This window comes from Tardiphaga sp. 841_E9_N1_2 (genome assembly GCF_051811065.1).
GTDB classification, from domain to species: domain Bacteria; phylum Pseudomonadota; class Alphaproteobacteria; order Rhizobiales; family Xanthobacteraceae; genus Tardiphaga; species Tardiphaga robiniae.
This window is the reverse complement of the sequence record NZ_JBPWQC010000001.1, coordinates 4,845,340-4,866,268: the sequence shown is the minus strand read 5'-3', so window position 1 is coordinate 4,866,268 and position 20,929 is coordinate 4,845,340. Positions and strand designations below refer to the sequence as shown.

Below are 20,929 nucleotides of genomic sequence, written 5' to 3'. Positions count from 1 at the left end.
GCAGCGAGTGATCTGCGGACTACCGGCCGGTCATCGCCTCCAGCCTGTCCGGATATCGGTTGCCCTGCACGGTGATTTTTGCAGCAGCGCTCTCGATATCCCGCAGATCGTCTGATGTCAGCTCTATAGCCGCCGCACCGAGATTTTCCTCAAGCCGATGCAGTTTCGTGGTGCCCGGGATCGGCACGATCCACGGCTTCTGGGCCAGCAGCCATGCCAGCGCGATCTGCGCGGGCGTCGCCTGCTTCCGTGCCGCGATCTCGCCAAGCAGATCGACAAGCGCCTGATTGGCCTTGCGCGCTTCGGGCGTGAAGCGCGGGAGGATATTGCGGAAGTCTCCGCTGTCGAGCGTCGTGCTCTCGTTCATGGCGCCCGTGAGAAAGCCCTTGCCGAGCGGACTGTAGGGCACGAAGCCAATCCCGAGTTCTTCGAGCGTCGGCAGCACTTCCTTTTCGGGACTGCGCGTCCATAACGAATACTCGCTCTGGATCGCAGTAATCGGCTGCACGGCATGGGCACGGCGAATTGTCGTCACACCCGGTTCGGACAGGCCGAAGTGCTTCACCTTGCCCTCGGCGATCAGGTCCTTCACCGCGCCGGCCACGTCCTCGATCGGCACGTCGGGATCGACGCGATGCTGGTAGAACAGATCGATGGCATCGATCTTCAAGCGCGTGAGCGATGCTTCGGCGACCTCACGAATATGTGCGGGGCGGCTGTCGAGACCGACCTGCTGACCGGTGGCGGGATCGAGCCTGAAGCCGAATTTGGTGGCGATAACGACCTGATCGCGGAGCGGCGCGAGCGCCGCGCCGACGAGCTCTTCATTGGTGAACGGACCGTAGACTTCAGCCGTATCGAAGAAGGTGACACCGCGTTCGACCGCCGCGCGGATCAGTGCGGTCATTTCCGTTGTGTCGGCCGGAGGCCCGTAGCCGAAGCTCATCCCCATACAGCCGAGCCCGATGGCCGAGACTTCCAGTCCATTGCGTCCGAGTATGCGTGTCTTCATGTCAAATCTCCTGTGCCATCCGGCCAATGAGCGGCTCCCGCGCTGGTGGGATTTTGCCGCCGACCTGCGACATCTGGAGATCGTGCGCCCATGAGACTAGATGATATAATCTGCACGCACTTATCAGCCGGATTCATGAATGGCCCGCCAGACAATCGACGACCTCCTCGCCTTCTTTGCCGTCGCGAAGGAGGCGAGCTTCACGCGCGCAGCCGCCAAGCTTGGCGTCTCGCAATCCGCGCTCAGCCACACCATTCGCGGTCTTGAGGAGCGGCTTGGACTGCGGCTCCTCACCCGAACGACCCGCAGCGTTGCGCCGACCGAGGCTGGCGAACGCCTGATCCGGACGATCGGCCCCAAGCTGGAAGAGATCGACGCCGAACTCGCGGCGGTCACGGAGCTGCGCGAGAAGCCGGCCGGCACCATCCGCATCACCACCGGTGAGCATTCCGCCGAGACGATCATCTGGCCCGCCCTCGCCAAGCTGCTGCCGCGCTATCCCGACATCAAGGCCGAACTCGTCGTCGATTACGGCCTCATCGACATCGTCGCGGAACGCTACGACGCGGGCGTTCGCCTGGGCGAACAGGTCGCGAAAGACATGATTGCCGTCCGCATCGGACCGGACTTTCGCATGGTCGTGGTCGGCGCACCGTCCTATTTCGCCAAACGACCGCTGCCGAAACGCCCGCAAGACCTCACCGCGCATGACTGCATCAATATCCGTCTGCCCACCTTGGGTGGTCTCTATGCGTGGGAGTTCGAGAAGCGCGGGCGCACGTTGAAGGTGCGCGTCGACGGCCAGATGGTGTTCAACAACATGTCGCTGCGCGAAAAGGCGGCTCTCAGCGGATTGGGGTTGGCCTATTTGCCGGAGGACCGCGTGCGCGATCACATTGCCGCAGGCCGGCTTGTTCAAGTGCTGGACGATTGGTGCCAACCGTTCTCGGGTTATCACCTTTATTACCCGAGCCGCCGACAACCGACATCCGCATTCGCGGCGCTGGTTGAAGCGTTGCGTTACCGTGGCTGATCAACGGTTGTCGTGTTCCAGCGCCTCAATCCGAACGTGATTGAAGTGAAATCGCACATCGTGAAAAGTTCCTGAATCAATTTGGGCAATGTCGTGTCCTAACCGCGACGTGGTCGCCAAAGCTGCCTTTTTCGTTTGAGGCGCTGTTGCACGCGTGTGACAGCAATCACTGCGCAATAGTCTAGGTTGCCTTTCGTCATCCCCCGTCGGGATTGAGAAGGAACACCTGATGAAGAAGCTTCTACTGTCTACCGCTGCTCTGGCCCTCGTCGCTTTGGCCGCTCCGGCGTCCGCTGCTGACCTGGCTGCGCGCCCTTACACCAAGGCTCCGGCCTATGCTCCGGCTGCTCCGATCTACAATTGGACCGGTTTCTACATCGGCGGTCACATCGGCGGCGCGTTCCCGGGCAACGACAACAACCTGCTCGGCGGCAGCAATGACGGCACGTTCATGGGCGGTGTGCAGGGTGGTTACGACTACCAGTTCGCGCCGAACTGGGTGTTCGGTCTCGAAGCCAATTACAGCTTCCTGTCCACCAGCAGCAACTTCGACAATCGCGGCCTCGGTTCGGTCACCGGTCGTCTCGGTTACACCTGGGGTCCGGCCTTGCTTTACGTAAAGGGCGGTTACGCCTGGGCTGACTCGCGCTTCACCAACGGCTTTGCCGGCGATGGTGGCCGCGATGGCTACACGGTTGGCGGCGGTCTCGAATATCTGTTCACCCAGAACTGGTCGGGCAAGGTCGAATACCAGTATTACGACTTCGGCAACGTCAACTTCATCACGCCGACCCTCGCCGTTGGTGGTTTCAAGAACGACGAGCACACGATCAAGGCCGGCCTGAACTATCGCTTCAACCTGGGCAACTTCGGCGCAGGCTTCGTTCAGTAAGCCTGACGATCTATCGTCTACTTCGTCTCCAGAAAAAACTTAGGCCCGCAGCAATGCGGGCCTTTTTTTCTTGCTTGCGCGGAGCGGTGAGCGATCAGACCTTGAAGTGCTTCGACAGCTTCAGGCTCTGGCCCTGATAGTTCGAACCGATACGCTGGCCGTAGAGGGCATCCGGACGATCCAGCATACGCTCATAGACGAGACGGCCGACGATCTGGCCGTGTTCGAGAATGAACGGCACTTCGCGCGATCGCACTTCGAGCACGGCGCGCGAGCCCTTGCCGCCGGCGCCATCATGACCGAAGCCGGGATCGAAGAAGCCGGCATAGTGGACGCGGAATTCGCCGACCAGCGGATCGAACGGCACCATCTCGGCGGCATAGTCCGGCGGCACCTGCACGGCTTCCTTGGAGGCGAGAATGTAGAACTCGCCAGGATCGAGGATCAGCGTGCCGTCCTTGCGCGCCGAGATCGGCTCCCAGAATTCATTGACGCTGTAGCCACCGCGACGATCGATATCGACCACGCCGGTATGACGCTTGGCGCGGTAGCCGACGAAGCCCGAGGCGTTTTCGCCGGAGAGATCAACCGAAAGCGCGAGGCCATTGTTGAGGTCGGCCGTCTCGCTGTCGACCAGCGGCTCCTGCGCGTGGAGTTCTTCCAGCGCTTCGGTATCGAGCACCGCATCGCCGACCCGGAAACGGACCTGCGACAGGCGCGAGCCTTCGCGCAGCAATACCGGGAATGTCTTCGGGCTGATTTCGGCATAAAGCGGCCCGTGATAGCCCGCACCGATCACATCGAACCGTCTGGTGCCATCAGCAATCACCCGCGTGAACACGTCGAGGCGCCCCGTGGAGCTCTTCGGATTGGCGGCGGCGAAGATGTTCGGCGGCAGCGCCAGGCTCTCGATCAGCGGCACGATGTAGACGCAGTTGGTTTCGAGCACCGCACCGTCCGACAGGTCGATCTCGTGCAGCTTCAGTTCGTCGATGCGCTCGGCGACCGTCGAATTCGGCCCCGGCAGGAAGCTGGCGCGCACGCGATAGGCGATGGAGCCGAGCCGCAGATCGAGGCTGGCGGGCTGGATCTGGCTCTCGACGAAGGGATATTCCGGCAGGATCAGGCCGGCATCGGCCATCGCCGCAATCATGCGGTCGGGCAGAATTCCATCGGCATCGGGGGCAAGCGTAAACGGCACAGGTCTCGTCCTTCGGTCGTCCTTCAGCGAGAATACACTGAAAAATAGCGACTTTACCGGTTATCTCAGCCCCGCCTTGACGAAAAGGGCAAGCGGGAATATGCACATCGTTATCCCGTGGTGATTTGAGCCGGCCGGCTTGCAGCCACGTAAAATAAGTCGCTAAACAGGCCGGGGACACATGTCCTTCCAGCATGCGATCCCGGCCTGAGGACGTCCGTCCAGGCCGGTTTTTTTGTGCCCGTGTTACGCGGGTACGTTGGAGGTCACATGTCTACGAAGTCCTATCGCCCCGAAACCCGGCTCGTTCATTCCGGCGCGCTGCGCTCGCAATTCAACGAGACGTCCGAAGCCCTCTTCCTGACGCAGGGCTTCATCTACGAGACCGCTGAAGCCTGCGAGGCGCGGTTCAAGGGCGAAGATCCCGGTTTCATCTATTCGCGCTTTTCGAATCCGAATACGTCGATGTTCGAGAGCCGCATGATCGACCTCGAAGGTGCGGAGGCTGCACGCTCGACGGCCACCGGCATGGCCGCCGTGACCACCGCCATTCTCGCGCCGCTGCGCATGGGCGATCACGTCGTCGCCGCCAAGGCGCTGTTCGGCTCCTGTCGCTACGTCATCGAAGAGCTGCTGCCGCGCTACGGCATCGAATTCACGCTTGTCGATGGACTCGACCTCGACCAGTGGCAGAAGGCAATGCGCCCGAATACCAAGTCGCTGTTTCTGGAAAGTCCGACCAATCCGACGCTTGACGTGCTCGACATATCAGCCATCGCTGACATCGCCCATGCCGGCGGTGCGCGACTGATTGTCGATAACGTATTCGCGACGCCGCTCTGGCAGAGCCCGCTGGCGCTCGGTGCCGATGTCGTCGTGTATTCGGCGACCAAGCACATCGATGGGCAAGGGCGCTGCCTCGGCGGCATCATCCTGTCGTCGAAGGACTTCATCGACGAGCATATTCACAACTATCTGCGCCAGACCGGCCCCTCGATCTCGCCGTTCAATGCGTGGACGCTGGTGAAGGGGCTGGAGACGCTGGCGATCCGTGTCGAACGGCAGACGCAGACCGCGGCTGCCATCGCAGACGTGCTGGCCCAGCATCCGAAGATTTCGCGGCTGATCTATCCGGGCCGCGAGGATCATCCGCAGGCGGCAACGGTGAAGAAGCAGATGCGTGCGGGATCGACGCTGATCGGCTTCGAGGTGAAGGGCGGCAAGGCAGCTGCATTCCGCGTCCTCAACGAGCTGAAAGTCGCCCGCATCTCCAACAATCTCGGCGACGCCAAGAGCCTGGTCACGCATCCGGCGACGACGACGCATCAGCGCCTGCCGCTGGAAGCGCGGCTCGAACTCGGGATCACAGAGGGCTTCATCCGCTTCTCGGCCGGCCTCGAGCATCGTGACGATCTGATCGAGGATCTCGAAGCGGCACTGGCGAAGGCGTAGCCAATCTCTCCATCGTCATTGCGAGGAGCACTTGCGACGAAGCAATCCAGACTTTCTTTCAAGCAAGACTGGATTGCTTTGCTCAGCGAAAATCGCCGAAGGCGAATTTCGCGGGCTCGCAATGACGGCTGAGAGGCATTCGCCCCTCTTCGAACTTACAGCGGCTTCTGCGCCTGCTGAATCTGCGGCTCGTTGATGCCGAGCTTCACCTGGCCGACCGACTTGATGATGTTGTCGCCAAGCAACTGCGCGAAGCAGGCATAGCCCCAGTCGTTCATATGCAGGCCGTCGGCAATGACGAAGCTGTCGAACGACATCTGCTGGCCTTCGTGCCATTCCTTCATCACTTCGAAGCGCGGGAAGATGCCGACCTTGCGTAGTTCGGCCACCTTGTGCAGCAGCGAGACCATCTTGCTGGTACCTTCCGGCCGCGTATTCACCAGCGGGGAATATTGCGGATCGACCAGCACCAGATCGGCACCCGCCGCCTGAATGCGGGCGACGCCGTCTTCCACCATCTTGCTGGTTTCGCCGGGATCGAGATTGCGCAGCACCGCATTGGTGCCGACTTGCCAGATCACGAGATCAGGCTTCGAATTGATCACTTCGCTCTGCAGCCGCGCCATCATTTCCGGCGCATCTTCGCCGCCCTTGCCGCGGTTGAGCACGGTGATATTGGCCGACGGGTAAGCACGATGCAGCTGCGCGGCAAGGCGGTTCGGATAGGTGAATTCCGGCGCTGTCGAACCGTAGCCTTCGGTGGAGGACGAGCCGAACGCAACGATGACCACGGGCTTGCCGGCCACGAGCTTGCTGGCCACATGCGGCAGCGCGCCCATCGCCTTCATGCCGCCTTTCGGTGTACGGCAGGGGACGCGGCTCAGAATATCGGTCGCGGTCTTTGCGACTTCCTTGACCTTGTCGATGGCCTTCGCAGCGACGCCCCTCTTCGCGGCGTCCGCGGGATCATTGACCGCAATGCTCTGATCGGCGCCCTTGCCGTCAGCCGGGGCGGCCTGCGCCGCTTCGGCGTGCGCAATGGACGATGAGATCGGGAGCGCGAAGGTCGTGGAAGCGGCAAAGGCAGCGACGACAGCAAAGCGAGACAAATGGCCGACGAAACTCATTAACGCTGAATCCTCAAATCCGCTGCTTTGATCTTGGCCGCATCGACGACAAAGGTCGAAAGCGCCCGGCCAAGACAATCATGCACCCGCTTCGCCAGCTCCATGCCGGGCGACGCGCTGAACAGGTCAAAATCACCGCTCTCATTCCAGTGCCGCATGATGGCGAAACGGTCGAACAGCGGGACGTCGTGCTGCTGCGCCACCACACGCATATTATCTAGGTAGGCGGAGCCGGAAATCATCGTCTCCGTGCGCGGACTGTACTGCAGATTCATTAAAATGACGTCAGTTCCGGCCTTTTGCATGGCGGCAACGCCCTCATCCAGGGCATTCCGGAAGTCGTCGGCGTCGGCCTGCTTCATGGCATCCACGGTTCCGGTCTGCCAGATCACCAGGTTCGGCTTCTTGTCCGTCACCAGCTGTTCCAAGGTCGGGGCCATTTCCTCGGCGGTCTTCTTAACCTGCAGCTCCAGTGCCACGTTCACCTCGACGCCCGGTAGCTTCTCCTTCAGATAGGCCTGCAGGCGGTTCGGATAGGCTGCGGAGTGGTCTGAGACCCCGATCACCGAGGATCGGCTGCCAATGACCAGAATATCGAGCTTTCCGCCCGGTTTCGCCGCGGCCTCGACCTTGGGCAGGGTGCTTTCGGAGGTCAGGAGGTAGGCGGGAACCTCACAGGTATGCGCGGGCGGTTCGGCCCGGACAGGAGCCGCCACCAGCAGGCCAGCCAGCATCGTGAGCCGCAGAACGGCCTTCATGCTTCCCCTCCTGCGAGATCCGCGTCGGATCGTTTGGCGCGGGATCCGCCTTTGACAGTGACGCCCTTGTACCACGAAAACACCCAAGCGGCGGTTGACATAACAACTATGCCGAGGAAGCTGATCAAGGCATGCATGCCGGCTCCGCCGGCGACCTCGGCCAGCACGAAATGGCCGGCGAAGGCCAGGAACACCCCGATACAGAAGATTTCGAGGGAGTGCTGGCCGCACAGCACCATCGGCCGCAGCCAGACCGATTTCAGCCCCGGCCACTCCTTGGGCAGGAAACGGACTGTGAGCGCCGCCAGCGCCAGGAAGTGGGCAAAGCGCAGCACGTCGAGATCGGTCTTGTTGATGGGATACATCCACTGCTCGATGACCTTCGGCAGCAGATGGTGGATTTGCGGAATGTACCAGGTCAGCGTCACCCAGAACGCCGCCAGAAGATAGGCCACGCAGAGCCACAGCGTGATATTGGATGACAGTATTCGCGACATCCTGACGGCGCCGCCCAGTGCACACCAGGCGCCGAACACGAACAGCAATTGCCAGGCGAACGGATTGAAGGCCCAGACGCCGTTCGGGTAGGCGGTCAGATGCAGGTCGAATTCCCAGGTCAGCGCATAAAGACCGACCGACAGCGCCAGCGTGAGATCGGCGCGGCGCCGCATCAGCCAGAGGATCGGCGGCAGGAACAGCATGAGGACGATATAGAGCGGCAACACGTCCATGTTGACCGGCCGAAATTTCAGCAACAGCGCCTGGACGATGGTTACATCGGGCTGTTTGAGAAAATCGAGAATTCCCATTTCCTCTGAATAAAGCGGGTTCTCGAACCGCGTCGCGACATAGGAGATTTCCGCGAGGAAGATCGTGAACAGGAAGACGTGGGCGACATAGATCTGCCAGACGCGCTTGAAGATGCGCGCGCTGGCGACCAGCGTGCCCTGCTCCTGCATCGCGCGGCCATAGACGAAAGCGGCGGTATAGCCGGAGATGAAGATGAAGATCTCGGTGGCGTCGCTGAAACCGTAATTACGGATCGTCAGCCAGGTCAGGATATTTGGCGGCAGGTGATCGATGAAGATCAGCCACAGCGCCAGCCCGCGAAACAGATCGAGGCGCAATTCGCGTTCGGTGCCTGCGACGGGAAACGACACGGCATCGGCACGCGTCGAGGCCCGCGACGCGGACACGTGGGAGGACGCATCTGCGTGGGGCAGGCCGGCAATCGGGTCGGCAACAGAGGTCATTCAGCACCGCTCAACGGAAATCGTCGCATGATGAAAATCGACCGCCCCACACCACGCAGGCCATCTGCATGGGGCGATCCGTCACGTCATAGCCAAATCAGGGATCGATTATGCGGTAACTATGTTGAAACCGCGATGGGTTGCCGCCGTTCCGCGCAGCACTCCACGCCGATTTTCCCTGGATTTGGCCGGTAACGTGTTTTTCGCTATGCTTGCGACGCATTTTGAACGATGACACCGCCATGTACCGCGCCATCACACGACAGATCGAAGTCACCGTCGAACCGAATTTCATGCCTGAAAGCTCGTCGCAGGAGAAGCGACAGTTCTTCTGGTCCTATACGGTCGTCATCACCAATGCCGGCAAAGAGACCGTGCAGTTGAAGACCCGGCACTGGATCATCACCGATGCGTCCGGCCGCATGCAGGAAGTGCGCGGCGAAGGCGTCGTCGGCGAGCAGCCCGTGCTCGGCCCCGGCGAACGCTTCGAATACACATCGCGCGTACCGCTGCCGACGACGTCCGGCTTCATGGAAGGCACCTATCAGATGGTGACCGATACCGGCGAGCCGTTCGAGATCGACGTGCCGCTGTTTTCGCTGGACGGACCGGACGGAAAGCGCGTGCTGAATTAGGCGACCGCCGAAATGTAGGATGGGTAGAGCGTCTTCGCGAAACCCATCATTCACACGTGCGATAGGTGATGGGTTTCGCTCCGGCGCAAGATGCTCCTGCGCTCTACCCATCCTACGGCCTCATCGCAGATTCAACTGTCAAACAGCCACTGCCCATCAGGCATGCGTCATCGCCCCCATTGTTTGCGGCGCGGGGGCGCCGTCGTCGCTTGCATTCCCGCCCCCTGTGAGAGGGCGTGCGGAACGCCGGGTGCCCGTTGCACCCTTGGGCCTGATGCGAATGCGGTCTTCCGCAATTTAGAATGCATCAGGACTTTCGGAGGCGCCGAGCGATTGCCCGACGTTCCGCCTGCGGTGTTTTTTCGGTTGCTTGCACATCTGCCATGGCGAACGCTCCCATCACCAAAATTAATGTCCCAGGGCGGAGGGACAGGGTAGCCGCAAAGCACTTGGCCGAACGCGTTTCGATTTGGTCGTCCGTCACACTGTCCAGGGCTCTTCCCATCCCAAGGTCGGCCGTCTCCTTGCCAGTTGCAGTGCTGGCGCAGATCCGTCCTGCCCGAAGACAGACGTCACCCATGAACCGCGTAACGCCGCATCTCCGGCGTCCACCGCATCCAGCCCCGCGAACGTGACGATCGCGATCGCCCCTCTCATCGGGGCCGGACGAAGGGGAATATAAACCTGATGGAGATGCTGTCAACCGAGGATAGGAAAAAATGTTTGGTGCGGGCTTGTCCCACGTTCGTCATTCCGGGGCGGCTGCGCGCCTTCGCGCAGGCGAACCCGGAATCCCGACCTGTTCACCGCAAAACACTTCGAGATTCCGGGCTCAGTCCGGTCCGCTTCGCGGTCCGTCCTGCCCCGGAATGACGAGTGTGGATTGAGTTTCCTCGCCGCACCAATTGGTGTGCCGGGGAATGACAGCGGGGCGTGACGCGGGCGAATGCCTATTCCACGCCCGCTTCCTGCGGTGTGAACTCATACACCGACGAACAGAACTCGCAGGTCACGACGACCTTGTCGTCCTTGACCATGTCGGCGCGGTCCTGCGGCTCGAAGCTCTTGAGCATGCCGGACACGGCATCGCGCGAGCAGGAACACTCCGCGCGCAGCGGCGATGAGGCGAAGACGCGGACGCCGCGCTCGTGGAACAGGCGATACAGCAGCCGCTCGCCGGACAGATCGGGATCGATCAGCTCCACATCCTCGACGGTGCCAATCAGCGACTGGCCCTCGACCCAGGCGTCATCTTCCGGCACAGCATCCACCTTCGCGCCCTCCGGCGCATCGCCGGCATGGAGGTCGCGCTGCACGCGCTCCGGCGCCTTTGGCAGGAACTGCAGCAGCATGCCACCGGCGCGCCAGCGATGTGTCGGGCCACCTTCCTCGCCGCTGCGCCATTCCTCGCCGACGGCGAGGCGCACCTTGGTCGGAATCTGTTCGGAGCGCAGGAAGTATTCATGTGCGGCATCTTCCAGCGTGCCGCCATTCAACGCGACGAGCCCCTGATAGCGGCTCATATCCGCCCCCTGGTCGACGGTCATCGCCAGATGGCCCTTGCCGAGCAGCGCCGCGGTGCCGAGACCGGGCAAAAGGCGCTCGGCATCGAACCGCGCATAGGCGCGCATTTTATCCGGCGCGCGGAAGTCGACGATCATCAGCGACACCGGACCATCGGTCTGGGTCTGCAGGATGAAGCGGCCGTCGAATTTCAGCGACGATCCGAGCAGTGTGGTCAGCACGATGGCCTCGCCGAGCAGCTTGGCCACCGGCGCGGGATAATCATGCTTGGCGAGCAGCTCGTCGAGCGCCGGGCCAAGCCGCGTCAGCCGCCCGCGCAGATCGAGCGGCGCCACCTCGAAGGGCAGCACCGCGTCATCGACCGGAACGGAGGACGGCGCGCGGATGGGGGCGTCGGGCTGGAGATTTGGATTTGATGGGGTCATGGCGCTCTATGTAAGGGCGAGGAGCTGAAATCGAAACCCCGCAAAGGGGCAAATGTCCGAACGAATACAAGGCATCCGGCGACGATTTGCCCCCGCCCGGATGAAATATCTACCAAGTATAAGCGAACGATGTTTGAAACCTACCTTAGGCGATGGCACCTCGTCCCGGACGGCACGGCCATTACCTCCCACGCCGGATATTTGCTGCCAGTCCTGCATCGGGGCCAGCCGGCGATGCTGAAACTGGCCAGGGGCGAGGACGAACGCGCCGGCAGCGCGGTACTGGAATGGTGGGACGGCGACGGCGCCGCGTGGGTTCTGGCTCGCCATGACGACGCGTTGCTGATGGAACGCGCACAAGGCCCGGCCTCGCTCTCCGACATGGCGCGTGGTGGACAGGACGACGAAGCCTCGCGCATCCTGTGCGCCGTGGCGGCACGGTTGCACCGGCCAAGGCAAAAATCGCCGCCTCCGCTGGTACCGCTGCAGCATTGGTTCCGCGAACTCGCGCCGGCCGCAGCGACCCATGGCGGCCTGTTACGTCGCTGTTCCGAAACGGCCAACGCTTTGCTGGACGACCCGCGCGAGGTGACCGTGCTGCACGGCGACCTCCACCATGACAATGTGCTGGACTTCGGGGCGCGTGGTTGGCTTGCCATCGATCCGAAGCACATCATCGGCGAGCGCGGCTTCGACTTCGCCAACATTTTCACCAACCCGGATCTCTCGGACCCCACGCGCCCGGTCTCGACCTTGCCAGGCCGTTTCCAGCGGCGTGTCGAGGTCGTCAGCGACGCGGCCAAACTCGATCGCTATCGCTTACTGCAATGGGTCCTGGCATGGACCGGCCTCTCGGCCGCATGGTTCCTCGGCGACGACGATCCGGCGAGCATCGACTTTCAGGTGGCCGAGCTGGCCGCGACAGAACTCGATCGCTGATCGCGCCTCACGCCACCGCGTTGAGGCACCAGGCCAGAATGCCCTTCTGCGCATGCAGACGGTTTTCGGCCTCGTCGAACACCACCGACTGCGGACCGTCGATCACCTCGTCGGTGACCTCCTCGCCGCGATGGGCCGGCAGGCAGTGCATGAACAGCGCGTCGGGCTTGGCCAGCGACATCAGGCGCGCATTGACCTGATAGGGCTTGAGCAGGTTGTGGCGGGTCTCGCCGTCCTTGTCGCCCATCGACACCCAGGTGTCGGTGACGACGCAATCGACGCCCTTCACCATCGCATCGGGATCGTCGCTGAAGGTGATCGGCGCGTTTGCCGCCTTGACCCAGTCCTTGAACGGCTTCTTCGGCGACAGCTGCGGCGGCGTCGCGATATTGAGCTTGAACTGGAAGCGCTCGGCCGCATGCGCCCAGGACATCAGCACATTGTTGTCGTCGCCGGTCCAGGCCACGGTGCGGCCCTTGATCGGGCCGCGGTGCTCCTCATAGGTCATCACGTCCGCCATGACCTGGCAGGGATGCGAGAAGCGCGTCAGGCCGTTGATGACCGGCACGGTCGCATTTTCCGCGAGCTCCATCAGCGAGTCATGATTGAGGATGCGGATCATGATGATGTCGACGAAGCGCGACAGCACGCGTGCGGTGTCGGCAATGGTCTCGCCGCGACCGAGCTGCATTTCGGCGCCGGTGAGCATCACGACTTCGCCGCCGAGCTGACGCATACCGACCTCGAACGACACGCGGGTGCGCGTCGAGGGCTTTTCGAAGATCATCGCCAGCGTCTTGTTCTTGAGCGGACGATCGGGCTCGGCATTCGAGCCATCCCGCCCCTTCAGCTTCGCCTTCATGGCGGCAGCCGCGTTCATGATATTGCGCAACTCACTGGCCGGCACGGCCGTGAGATCAAGAAAGTGCCGCGGTGACGTGCTCATCACGCGGCTCCCTGCGTCTTGGCAGATGAACCGAGGGCCACGCAGGCCTGTTCCAGCCGCTGCACGGCCTGCTCGATCTCGGACTCGCTGACGATCAGCGGCGGCAGGAAGCGCACGACATTATCGCCGGCGCCGACAGTCAGCAGCTTGGCGTCCCGCAGTGCGGCCACGAGATCGCCGGCCGGCACCACGGCCTTGAGGCCGATGAGAAGACCTTCGCCGCGCACTTCGCTGAGCACATCAGGGTGGCCGTCGACCACGCCCGCGAGTTTTTGTTTCAGCAGCAGCGACATCTTCTTCACATGGTCGAAGAAACCGGGCTTCAGCATGATATCGAGCACGGAATTCGCAGCGGCGACCGCCAGCGGATTGCCGCCGAAGGTCGAACCATGGGAGCCGGGCGCCATGCCTTCGGCCGCTTCTGCCGTGACGAGGCACGCGCCGATCGGGAAGCCGCCGCCGAGCGCCTTGGCCAGCGACATGACATCCGGCGTCACACCGATGCGCTGATAGGCGAACAACTCGCCGGTGCGGCCCATGCCGGTCTGGACTTCGTCAAAGATCAGCAGGATGCCGTTCTTGTCGCAGAGTTCGCGCAGCGCGCCGAAGAACGCGTTGCTCGGCGCACGCACGCCGCCCTCACCCTGCAGCGGCTCGATGAGAATGCCGGCGGTGTTCGGACCGATCGCCTTCTTAACGGCTTCGATATCGCCGAGCGGCAACTGATCGAAGCCGTCGAGCGGCGTGCCGTAGCCTTCGAGATATTTGGCCGCGCCGGTCGCGGCGAGCGTGCCGAGGGTGCGGCCATGGAACGCGCCTTCAAAGGTGACGATGCGCGTGCGCTCGGGATGGCCCTTGGAGAAATGATAGTGGCGGGTCACCTTGATCGCGCATTCCATAGCTTCCGCACCCGAATTGGCGAAGAACACGAAATCCGCAAAGCTCTGTTCGCACAGCCGGGCGGCGAGACGCTCGCCGTCCGGGCTCTTGAACAGGTTCGACATATGCCAGAGCTTGGTGGCCTGCTCCTGCAATGCGGCGACCATATGTGGGTGCGCATGGCCCAGCGCGTTCACGGCAACGCCGCTGGTGAAATCGAGATAGCGCTCGCCATCGGTTCCAATCAGCCACGCGCCTTCACCGCGCTCGAAAGCGACATCCGCACGCGCGAAAACAGGCAGCAAGTGAGCCTGAGAGAGGGGCGAAGACGTTGCGTTGCTGGTCATAACCGATCCGATCGAAAAGACTGCGGCCGCGTCGATGACAACTGTGCGAAATCGAACAACGGACCCTAGAAACGAAACGTGCCGCCCTTCTCGGGCGGCACGTGGGCATTATTCTATGTGTGCTGTGAAGACTGTCAACCGCGCACTGCGGCTTTCGAGTCACACGGAGTCGCAGAAAAAGCCGATTTTGCAGCTTTATTTGCAGAAGCATGTGGACGCGGCATGCCCGACTCTTGCGCGCGAGTCACGGCATATTGTAGCTTTTGCCTCGTCGGATACGACATCTCGTGCGGCGGTAGATCCTTTTGACACATCCAGTGCGGCGTAACAGCCGGACGCGAAATTCGCGCCCGGTGAGCGCTAAAGGATTCTGACCGCAGGGATTTTTGAAGTCTCAACTCGCAGCGCTGCCCGGTCAGGCCGGCGCTCACGAAGGGAAAACGGCGATGACGGTAATGACATGGACCGACGATCGCGTCGAACAGTTGAAGAAACTCTGGGAAGGCGGCCTTTCCGCCAGCCAGATCGCTGCGGAACTCGGTAACGTGACCCGCAACGCCGTGATCGGCAAGGTGCACCGCCTTGGCCTGTCCGGCCGTGCCAAGAGCCCCTCCTCGGCAGCTCCGCGGCAGCGCAAGGCGCGCCCGGCGCAGCAGATGGTGCGCGTCGCCCGCCCGATGGCCCGTGGCAACACAGCATTGGCCCATAACTACGAGATCGAGGCCGAGCCCGACCCGATCGCCTATGACAACATCGTGCCGATCAGCCAGCGCCTGTCGCTGGTCGAACTCAACGAAGCCACCTGCCATTGGCCAATCGGCGATCCGTCGAGCGCGGACTTCTACTTCTGCGGTGGCAAGGCCCTGGCCGGCGCCCCCTATTGCGCACATCACTCGCGCATCGCCTATCAGCCAGCCAGCGACCGCCGCCGCGCGGTGCCAAAGCCGACACGCTGAGCTGGAAAGCATCTAAACCAAATGAAAATGCCCGGTGATGAGCCGGGCATTTTTTGTTTGGGGCTTCTAACCTCTCCCCGCTTGCGGGGAGAAGGAAGATACCTACTCCGCCGCCTTGTCGAAGCGGTCATCCAGCGCGTAGCCGGCGCCGCGCACGGTGCGGATCGGATCGGGCTCACCGGCGGGATTGAGCAGCTTGCGCAGGCGGCCGATATGCACGTCGACGGTGCGCTCGTCGATATAGATGTCGCGGCCCCAGACGCTGTCGAGCAACTGTTCGCGGCTGAACACGCGGCCCGGATGTTCCAGGAAGAACTCCAGCAGGCGATATTCGGTCGGACCGAGATCGATCGGACGGCTTGAGCGCACGACGCGGCGCTTGTCGCGGTCGAGTTCGATGTCGCCAAACGCCAGGACGGTGGCGAGACGCTCGGGAGCTGCACGACGGAGCAGGCCCTTCACGCGGGCCAGGAGCTCCGGCACCGAGAACGGCTTGACGATGTAGTCGTCGGCGCCGGTGGCGAGACCGCGAACGCGCTCGCTCTCTTCGCCGCGCGCCGTCAGCATGATGATCGGCAATGCCTTGGTTTCGGGCCGTGCGCGCAAGCGGCGGCACAGTTCGATGCCGGACAGGCCCGGCAGCATCCAGTCGAGCACCACGAGATCCGGCACCCGCTCCTTCAAGCGGGTGTCGGCATCGTCGCCGCGAGCGACGGTTTCAACATCATAGCCTTCGGCGTCGAGGTTGTAGCGAAGCAGCGTCGTTAGCGCCTCTTCATCTTCCACAACCAGAATGCGTGCATTCACAGCCATCTTGATCAATACCCTCAGTGACGTCCGACAAGTCTTTAAATCATGATCCTTGCGGAAGACTGGCTTCCACTTTTCCGGATCATGCTTCAGACCGTCGGCGTATTCGCGAATGTGGTCATGTCGCCCTTCGGGCGCTTGTCGAGGATCTGCTGGCCCTCGATCATGTAGAACACGGTTTCCGCAATATTGGTGGCATGGTCGCCGATCCGCTCGATATTCTTGGCGCAGAACATCAGGTGGATACAGAACGAAATGTTACGCGGGTCTTCCATCATATAGGTCAGGAGTTCGCGGAACAGCGAGGTGCAGATCGCGTCGATCTCCTCGTCGCCCTTCCACACCGTCATCGCGGCGGGCAGATCGTGTGCGGCATAGGCGTCGAGCACGGCCTTGACCTGGGTGGTCACGAGGTCGGTCATATGCTCGAGGCCGCGGATCAGCTTCAGCGGATGGAAGTCGCTGTCGAGTGCATTGACGCGCTTGCCGATATTCTTGGAGAGATCGCCGATGCGTTCCAGATCGGTGGCGACGCGCAGCGCGCCGACGATCTCGCGCAAATCGACAGCCATCGGCTGGCGCTTGGCGATGGTCAGCACGGCGCGCTCTTCGATCGTGCGCTGCAACTGGTCGATCTCGGAGTCAGTGGCGACGACGCGCGCACCGAGCGCGACGTCCCGGCGGATCAGCGCATCGACGGATTCGACGATCTGCCGTTCCGCGAGGCCACCCATCTCAGCGACGAGACGGGTCAGCTCCTGCAGATCGTCGTCGAAAGCCTTGGTGGTGTGTTCAAAAGCCATCTCAAATTCCTCCCGCGAATATGTCGCGTCAGCCGAAGCGGCCGGTGATGTAATCCTGGGTACGGCGGTCGGTCGGCGACGTGAAGATCTTGTTGGTCTGATCGAACTCGATCAACTCGCCGAGATACATGAAGGCCGTGCTGTCGGAGACGCGGGCAGCCTGCTGCATGTTATGGGTCACGATCGCGATCGTATACTGATCCTTCAACTCGTCGATCAGCTCCTCGATCTTCGCGGTCGAGATCGGATCCAGCGCCGAGCACGGCTCGTCGAACAGGATCACTTCCGGCCGAACCGCGATGGTGCGCGCGATGCACAGGCGCTGCTGCTGACCGCCCGACAGGCTGAGGCCCGACGCGTTGAGCTTGTCCTTAACTTCGTTCCAGAGTGCACCGCCGCGCAGCGCCCTCTCGACGCGGATGTCCATCTCCGACTTGGAGATCTTTTCGTAGAGGCGGATACCGAAGGCGATGTTTTCGTAAATCGTCATCGGGAACGGAGTCGGCTTCTGGAACACCATGCCGACGCGGGCGCGCAGCAGGTTGAGGTCCAGCTTCGGATCCAGAATGTTCTGGTTGTCGAGCATGAGCTGACCTTCGGCGCGCTGGCCGGGATACAGATCATACATGCGGTTGAAGATGCGCAGCAGCGTGGACTTGCCGCAGCCCGACGGGCCGATGAATGCGGTTACGCGGTTCGCCATCAGAGTCAGGTTGATCTTCTTCAAGGCGTGATGTTCGCCATAGTAGAAGTTCAGGTCGCGCACGGTGACCTTGGGACGGGTCTCGCCCTGCAGGGCCGACGGCGGCGGCATCGAGACGGAAGGAACGCCAGACGACACAGAAAGCTCACTCATTTTGCTGTCCTCTCGGCGCCGAGAATGCGCGCGCCAATGTTAAGGGCAAGTACGGTCAAGGTGATGATCAGGGCACCGCTCCAGGCGAGCTGCTTCCAGTACTCGTAGGGGCTCTGCACGAAGTTGTTGATGGTCACCGGCAGGTTGGCCATCGTCTTGGTGAGATCGAGGCTAAAGAACTGGTTGCTCAGCGCGGTGAACAGCAGCGGCGCCGTTTCACCGGCGACACGCGCGGTCGCCAGCAGCACGCCGGTGATGAGACCGGCGCGGGCTGCACGATAAGCAATCCGCTTGATGACCAGGGAGCGCGGCAGGCCGAGCGCCGAGGCCGCTTCACGCAGCGGGTTCGGTACGAGACCAAGCATATCTTCAGTGGTGCGAACCACGACGGGGATCACGATCACGGCGAGCGCAAGCGAACCGGCGAGAGCCGAGAAGCCGCCCATCGGAACCACCACCGCACCATAAACGAACAGGCCGATGATGATGGACGGGGCCGACAGCAACACGTCGTTGATGAAGCGGATCACCGAGGTGAGTTTGTCGTGCTTGCCGTATTCCGCGAGATAGGTGCCGGCAAACAGGCCGAGCGGCGCGCCGATGCCGACGCCGATGACGGTCATGATGATCGAACCGACGATGGCATTGAGCAGGCCGCCTTCCATGGAGCCGGGCGGCGGCGTGTTCTGGGTGAAGATCTGCAGGCTGATGCCGGCGATACCGTTGTAGAACAGCGTGAACAGGATCAGCGCGAGCCAGGTGACGCCAAAGAGAGCGGCACCCATGCAGAGCCCGCGGATGATCATGTCGTTGCGGCGGCGTGAAGCGTAAATCGGGTTCATATTAGTTGCCCGCCTTCTTTTCCAGACGCAGCAGCATCAGACGCGCTGCCGAGAGCACGAAGAATGTCAGCACGAACAGCAGGAGACCGAGCAGGATCAGACCCGATTGATGCAGACCGTCGCTCTCCGCGAACTCGCTGGCAATCGCTGCCGAGATCGTGGTGCCCGGGCCAAAGATCGAGCCTGTGATCCGGAACGAGTTGCCGATGATGAAGGTCACCGCCATCGTTTCACCGAGCGCACGGCCGAGCGCCAGCATGACGCCACCGATCACACCAACGCGGGTATAGGGGATGACGACGTTGCGGACGACCTCCCAGGTGGTGCAGCCGACGCCGTAAGCGGCTTCCTTGAGCACCGGCGGCACCGTCTTGAACACGTCGACCGAGATCGAGGTGATGAAGGGCAGCACCATGATGGCGAGGATCAGCGACGCGTTGAACAGCGAGAGATAGGACGGCGGGCCGGCGAAGATCACGCCGAGGACCGGGACGCCTTCGAAGGCGTTGATCATGAATGGCTGCACGTGGTTGGCCAGGAACGGGCCGAGCACGAAGAAGCCCCACATGCCGTAGATGATCGAGGGAATACCGGCGAGAAGCTCGACCGCCATGCCGATCGGGCGGCGCAGCCAGTTCGGGCACAGTTCGGTGAGGAAGATCGCGATGCCGATGCCGACCGGGATGGCGATAGCCATCGCGATCACCGAGGTGATCAGCGTGCCGTAGATCGGGCCGAGCGCTCCCAGCACCGGCGGATCAGCCGACGGTGCCCAGCGCTGCGTGGTCAGGAACGAGAAGCCGAATTCTCGAAGCGCCGGCCACGCACCAACGATGAGCGACAGAATGATGCCGCCGAGGATAAACAGAACGGACAGAGCCGAGATGCGGGTGATCCAGTAAAACGCCTGGTCCCCCGTCTTGAAGGCATTCAAAGCCTTCGCACGATCATAAGGTCCGGCAGCGTCCATCGAAGAGCTCTGTACGGCCATGTCTGCCACGCCAGTCCCCTGTAATTGTTACAATACCCCAAAACGCATTGCCCTGGAGGGGCTTGTCAGGGCGCGAAGTCAGAAGAGAAGAAGAAAGAAATTCAGCCCTGCAGCAAACGGAGGAGAGATGCCCCTCTCCTCCGCCCACACACCAGATCAGCTCTTGATGTCAGCCGACCAGGTCTTTTCGATCAGTTTGACGACCGAGTCCGGCATCGGGATGTAGTCGAGCTCTTCGGCAGCCTTGTCGCCCTTTTCGAACGACCACTTGAAGAACTTCAGCGCTTCAGCCGAGGCCGCCTTGTCGGTCGGGGCCTTGTGCATGAGGATGAAGGTCGCCGCAGTGATCGGCCAGGACGCTTCGCCCGGCTGGTCGGTGAGGATCACGTAGTAGCCGGGAGCCTTGGCCCAGTCGGCATTGGCAGCAGCAGCCTGGAAGGCAGCGACGGTCGGCTGCACGGTCTTGCCAGCCTTGTTGACGAGGCCGGCATAGGTAAGCTTGTTCTGCTTGGCGTAAGCATATTCAACATAACCGATGGCGTTCTTGGTCTGGCCGACGTTGCCAGCGACGCCTTCGTTGCCCTTGGCGCCAACGCCAACCGGCCACTCGACGGCGGTACCGGTGCCGACCTTGGTCTTCCAGTCAGCCGAGGCCTTGGACAGATAGTCGGTGAAGTTGAAGGTGGTGCCCGAACCGTCCGAACGACGAACGACAGTGATGGCAGCCGAGGGCAGCTTCAACTTCGGGTTCAGCTTGGCGATGGCAGCGTCGTCCCACTTGGTCACTTTGCCGAGATAGATGTCGCCGAGCACTTCGCCGGAGAGAACCAGCTCGCCCGAGGCGATGCCTTCGAGATTCACGACGGGAACGATCGCGCCCATCACCATCGGCCACTGAACCAGGCCGTCCTTCTCGAGCTGCTCAGCTTTGAGCGGCGCGTCGGTGGCGCCGAAGGTCACGGTCTTGGCCTGGATCTGCTTGATGCCGGCGCCCGAACCAATCGACTGGTAGTTCAAACCATTGCCAGTCTCTTTCTTGTAGGCGTCGGCCCACTTCGAATAGACCGGGAACGGGAAGGTTGCGCCGGCACCCGTGATGTCGGCGGCAAATGCCGAGGTCGAGGCGGCAACGAGGCCGGCAGCGACGATCGCTTTGAGGAATTTCATGGGATGTCTCCAATCTCGTGAGCGACCGCGCCGGATGCGCCAGTTGTGCTCACGCCGCCCGTTTAGGGGTGGTCGATTGTG

20 protein-coding genes and 1 riboswitch are annotated in these 20,929 nt (G+C 62.1%); of the genes, 6 read left to right on the top strand and 14 right to left on the bottom strand.

Features of this window, described 5'->3' with window-relative positions:
• Nucleotides 1-19: 19 nt before the first annotated feature.
• Nucleotides 20-1,012 (bottom strand): aldo/keto reductase, encoded by a 993-nt coding sequence (locus AB8A50_RS23335; protein ID WP_309940748.1) that lies wholly within the window; start codon nucleotides 1,010-1,012, stop codon nucleotides 20-22.
• Nucleotides 1,013-1,151: 139 nt separating this feature from the next.
• On the opposite strand from AB8A50_RS23335, the gene AB8A50_RS23330 reads away from it, so the two are divergent.
• Complete coding sequence (locus AB8A50_RS23330; RefSeq protein ID WP_439079037.1) at nucleotides 1,152-2,045, top strand: LysR family transcriptional regulator; 894 nt, start codon at nucleotides 1,152-1,154, stop codon at nucleotides 2,043-2,045.
• A gap of 229 nt (nucleotides 2,046-2,274) precedes the next feature.
• Nucleotides 2,275-2,937 carry an outer membrane protein gene (locus AB8A50_RS23325; protein WP_184512957.1) on the top strand — a complete coding sequence of 221 codons (663 nt, stop codon included), beginning with the start codon at nucleotides 2,275-2,277 and terminating at the stop codon, nucleotides 2,935-2,937.
• Nucleotides 2,938-3,031: 94 nt separating this feature from the next.
• Here AB8A50_RS23325 and AB8A50_RS23320 read toward each other — a convergent pair whose 3' ends face one another.
• On the bottom strand, nucleotides 3,032-4,138 hold the full coding sequence (locus AB8A50_RS23320) for a 2'-deoxycytidine 5'-triphosphate deaminase (protein ID WP_315840228.1): 1,107 nt from the start codon (nucleotides 4,136-4,138) through the stop codon (nucleotides 3,032-3,034).
• Nucleotides 4,139-4,245: 107 nt separating this feature from the next.
• A riboswitch (SAM riboswitch) is annotated at nucleotides 4,246-4,325 on the top strand.
• Nucleotides 4,326-4,408: 83 nt separating this feature from the next.
• On the opposite strand from AB8A50_RS23320, the gene AB8A50_RS23315 reads away from it, so the two are divergent.
• Complete coding sequence (locus tag AB8A50_RS23315) at nucleotides 4,409-5,590, top strand: O-succinylhomoserine sulfhydrylase (protein ID WP_120287922.1); 1,182 nt, start codon at nucleotides 4,409-4,411, stop codon at nucleotides 5,588-5,590.
• Between the two features lie 155 nt (nucleotides 5,591-5,745).
• Here the strand turns inward: AB8A50_RS23315 and AB8A50_RS23310 are convergent, their stop codons facing one another.
• From AB8A50_RS23310 to AB8A50_RS23300, 3 genes are read right to left on the bottom strand one after another with little or no spacing between them, the layout of a single operon-like run.
• Nucleotides 5,746-6,717, bottom strand: a complete 972-nt coding sequence (locus AB8A50_RS23310; protein WP_439079036.1) for an SGNH/GDSL hydrolase family protein — start codon at nucleotides 6,715-6,717, stop codon at nucleotides 5,746-5,748.
• A complete protein-coding gene (locus AB8A50_RS23305) occupies nucleotides 6,717-7,475 on the bottom strand; it encodes an SGNH/GDSL hydrolase family protein (protein WP_089266770.1) in 759 nt (252 codons plus the stop codon). Before AB8A50_RS23305 ends, AB8A50_RS23310 begins: the two co-directional genes overlap by 1 nt.
• On the bottom strand, nucleotides 7,472-8,728 hold the full coding sequence (locus AB8A50_RS23300; RefSeq protein ID WP_439079035.1) for an OpgC domain-containing protein: 1,257 nt from the start codon (nucleotides 8,726-8,728) through the stop codon (nucleotides 7,472-7,474). The genes AB8A50_RS23305 and AB8A50_RS23300 overlap by 4 nt, the downstream gene beginning before the upstream one ends.
• Before the next feature lie 242 nt (nucleotides 8,729-8,970).
• Here AB8A50_RS23300 and apaG point away from each other — a divergent pair, with 242 nt between their 5' ends.
• Nucleotides 8,971-9,363 carry a Co2+/Mg2+ efflux protein ApaG gene (gene apaG / locus AB8A50_RS23295; protein ID WP_089266768.1) on the top strand — a complete coding sequence of 131 codons (393 nt, stop codon included), beginning with the start codon at nucleotides 8,971-8,973 and terminating at the stop codon, nucleotides 9,361-9,363.
• Between the two features lie 950 nt (nucleotides 9,364-10,313).
• Here the strand turns inward: apaG and AB8A50_RS23290 are convergent.
• Nucleotides 10,314-11,312 (bottom strand): Hsp33 family molecular chaperone, encoded by a 999-nt coding sequence (locus AB8A50_RS23290; RefSeq protein WP_439056909.1) that lies wholly within the window; start codon nucleotides 11,310-11,312, stop codon nucleotides 10,314-10,316.
• A gap of 129 nt (nucleotides 11,313-11,441) precedes the next feature.
• Between AB8A50_RS23290 and AB8A50_RS23285 the strand changes: the two genes are divergently transcribed.
• Nucleotides 11,442-12,251, top strand: a complete 810-nt coding sequence (locus AB8A50_RS23285; RefSeq protein WP_439079034.1) for an aminoglycoside phosphotransferase family protein — start codon at nucleotides 11,442-11,444, stop codon at nucleotides 12,249-12,251.
• A gap of 7 nt (nucleotides 12,252-12,258) precedes the next feature.
• Here the strand turns inward: AB8A50_RS23285 and argF are convergent, their stop codons facing one another.
• Together argF and AB8A50_RS23275 are read right to left on the bottom strand one after the other, a co-directional pair.
• Complete coding sequence (argF, locus tag AB8A50_RS23280) at nucleotides 12,259-13,197, bottom strand: ornithine carbamoyltransferase (protein ID WP_068737593.1); 939 nt, start codon at nucleotides 13,195-13,197, stop codon at nucleotides 12,259-12,261.
• Nucleotides 13,197-14,423 carry an aspartate aminotransferase family protein gene (locus AB8A50_RS23275; RefSeq protein ID WP_439079032.1) on the bottom strand — a complete coding sequence of 409 codons (1,227 nt, stop codon included), beginning with the start codon at nucleotides 14,421-14,423 and terminating at the stop codon, nucleotides 13,197-13,199. The genes argF and AB8A50_RS23275 overlap by 1 nt, the downstream gene beginning before the upstream one ends.
• A gap of 446 nt (nucleotides 14,424-14,869) precedes the next feature.
• Between AB8A50_RS23275 and AB8A50_RS23270 the strand changes: the two genes are divergently transcribed.
• Nucleotides 14,870-15,379 carry a GcrA family cell cycle regulator gene (locus AB8A50_RS23270; protein WP_068737968.1) on the top strand — a complete coding sequence of 170 codons (510 nt, stop codon included), beginning with the start codon at nucleotides 14,870-14,872 and terminating at the stop codon, nucleotides 15,377-15,379.
• A gap of 102 nt (nucleotides 15,380-15,481) precedes the next feature.
• Here the strand turns inward: AB8A50_RS23270 and phoB are convergent, their stop codons facing one another.
• From phoB to pstS, 6 genes are all read right to left on the bottom strand, one after another.
• On the bottom strand, nucleotides 15,482-16,186 hold the full coding sequence (phoB, locus tag AB8A50_RS23265; RefSeq protein WP_068737970.1) for a phosphate regulon transcriptional regulator PhoB: 705 nt from the start codon (nucleotides 16,184-16,186) through the stop codon (nucleotides 15,482-15,484).
• Between the two features lie 92 nt (nucleotides 16,187-16,278).
• Entirely contained in the window at nucleotides 16,279-16,992 is a 714-nt protein-coding gene (gene phoU, locus AB8A50_RS23260; RefSeq protein ID WP_089266763.1) for a phosphate signaling complex protein PhoU, read from the bottom strand.
• 28 nt (nucleotides 16,993-17,020) lie between these two features.
• Nucleotides 17,021-17,848, bottom strand: coding sequence for a phosphate ABC transporter ATP-binding protein PstB (gene pstB, locus AB8A50_RS23255; RefSeq protein ID WP_068737599.1), 828 nt, complete (start codon nucleotides 17,846-17,848; stop codon nucleotides 17,021-17,023).
• Complete coding sequence (gene pstA, locus AB8A50_RS23250; RefSeq protein WP_089266762.1) at nucleotides 17,845-18,690, bottom strand: phosphate ABC transporter permease PstA; 846 nt, start codon at nucleotides 18,688-18,690, stop codon at nucleotides 17,845-17,847. Before pstA ends, pstB begins: the two co-directional genes overlap by 4 nt.
• A gap of 1 nt (nucleotide 18,691) precedes the next feature.
• Complete coding sequence (gene pstC, locus AB8A50_RS23245) at nucleotides 18,692-19,690, bottom strand: phosphate ABC transporter permease subunit PstC (protein WP_086937148.1); 999 nt, start codon at nucleotides 19,688-19,690, stop codon at nucleotides 18,692-18,694.
• Between the two features lie 147 nt (nucleotides 19,691-19,837).
• Nucleotides 19,838-20,848, bottom strand: coding sequence for a phosphate ABC transporter substrate-binding protein PstS (gene pstS / locus AB8A50_RS23240; RefSeq protein WP_092140314.1), 1,011 nt, complete (start codon nucleotides 20,846-20,848; stop codon nucleotides 19,838-19,840).
• Nucleotides 20,849-20,929 lie beyond the last annotated feature (81 nt).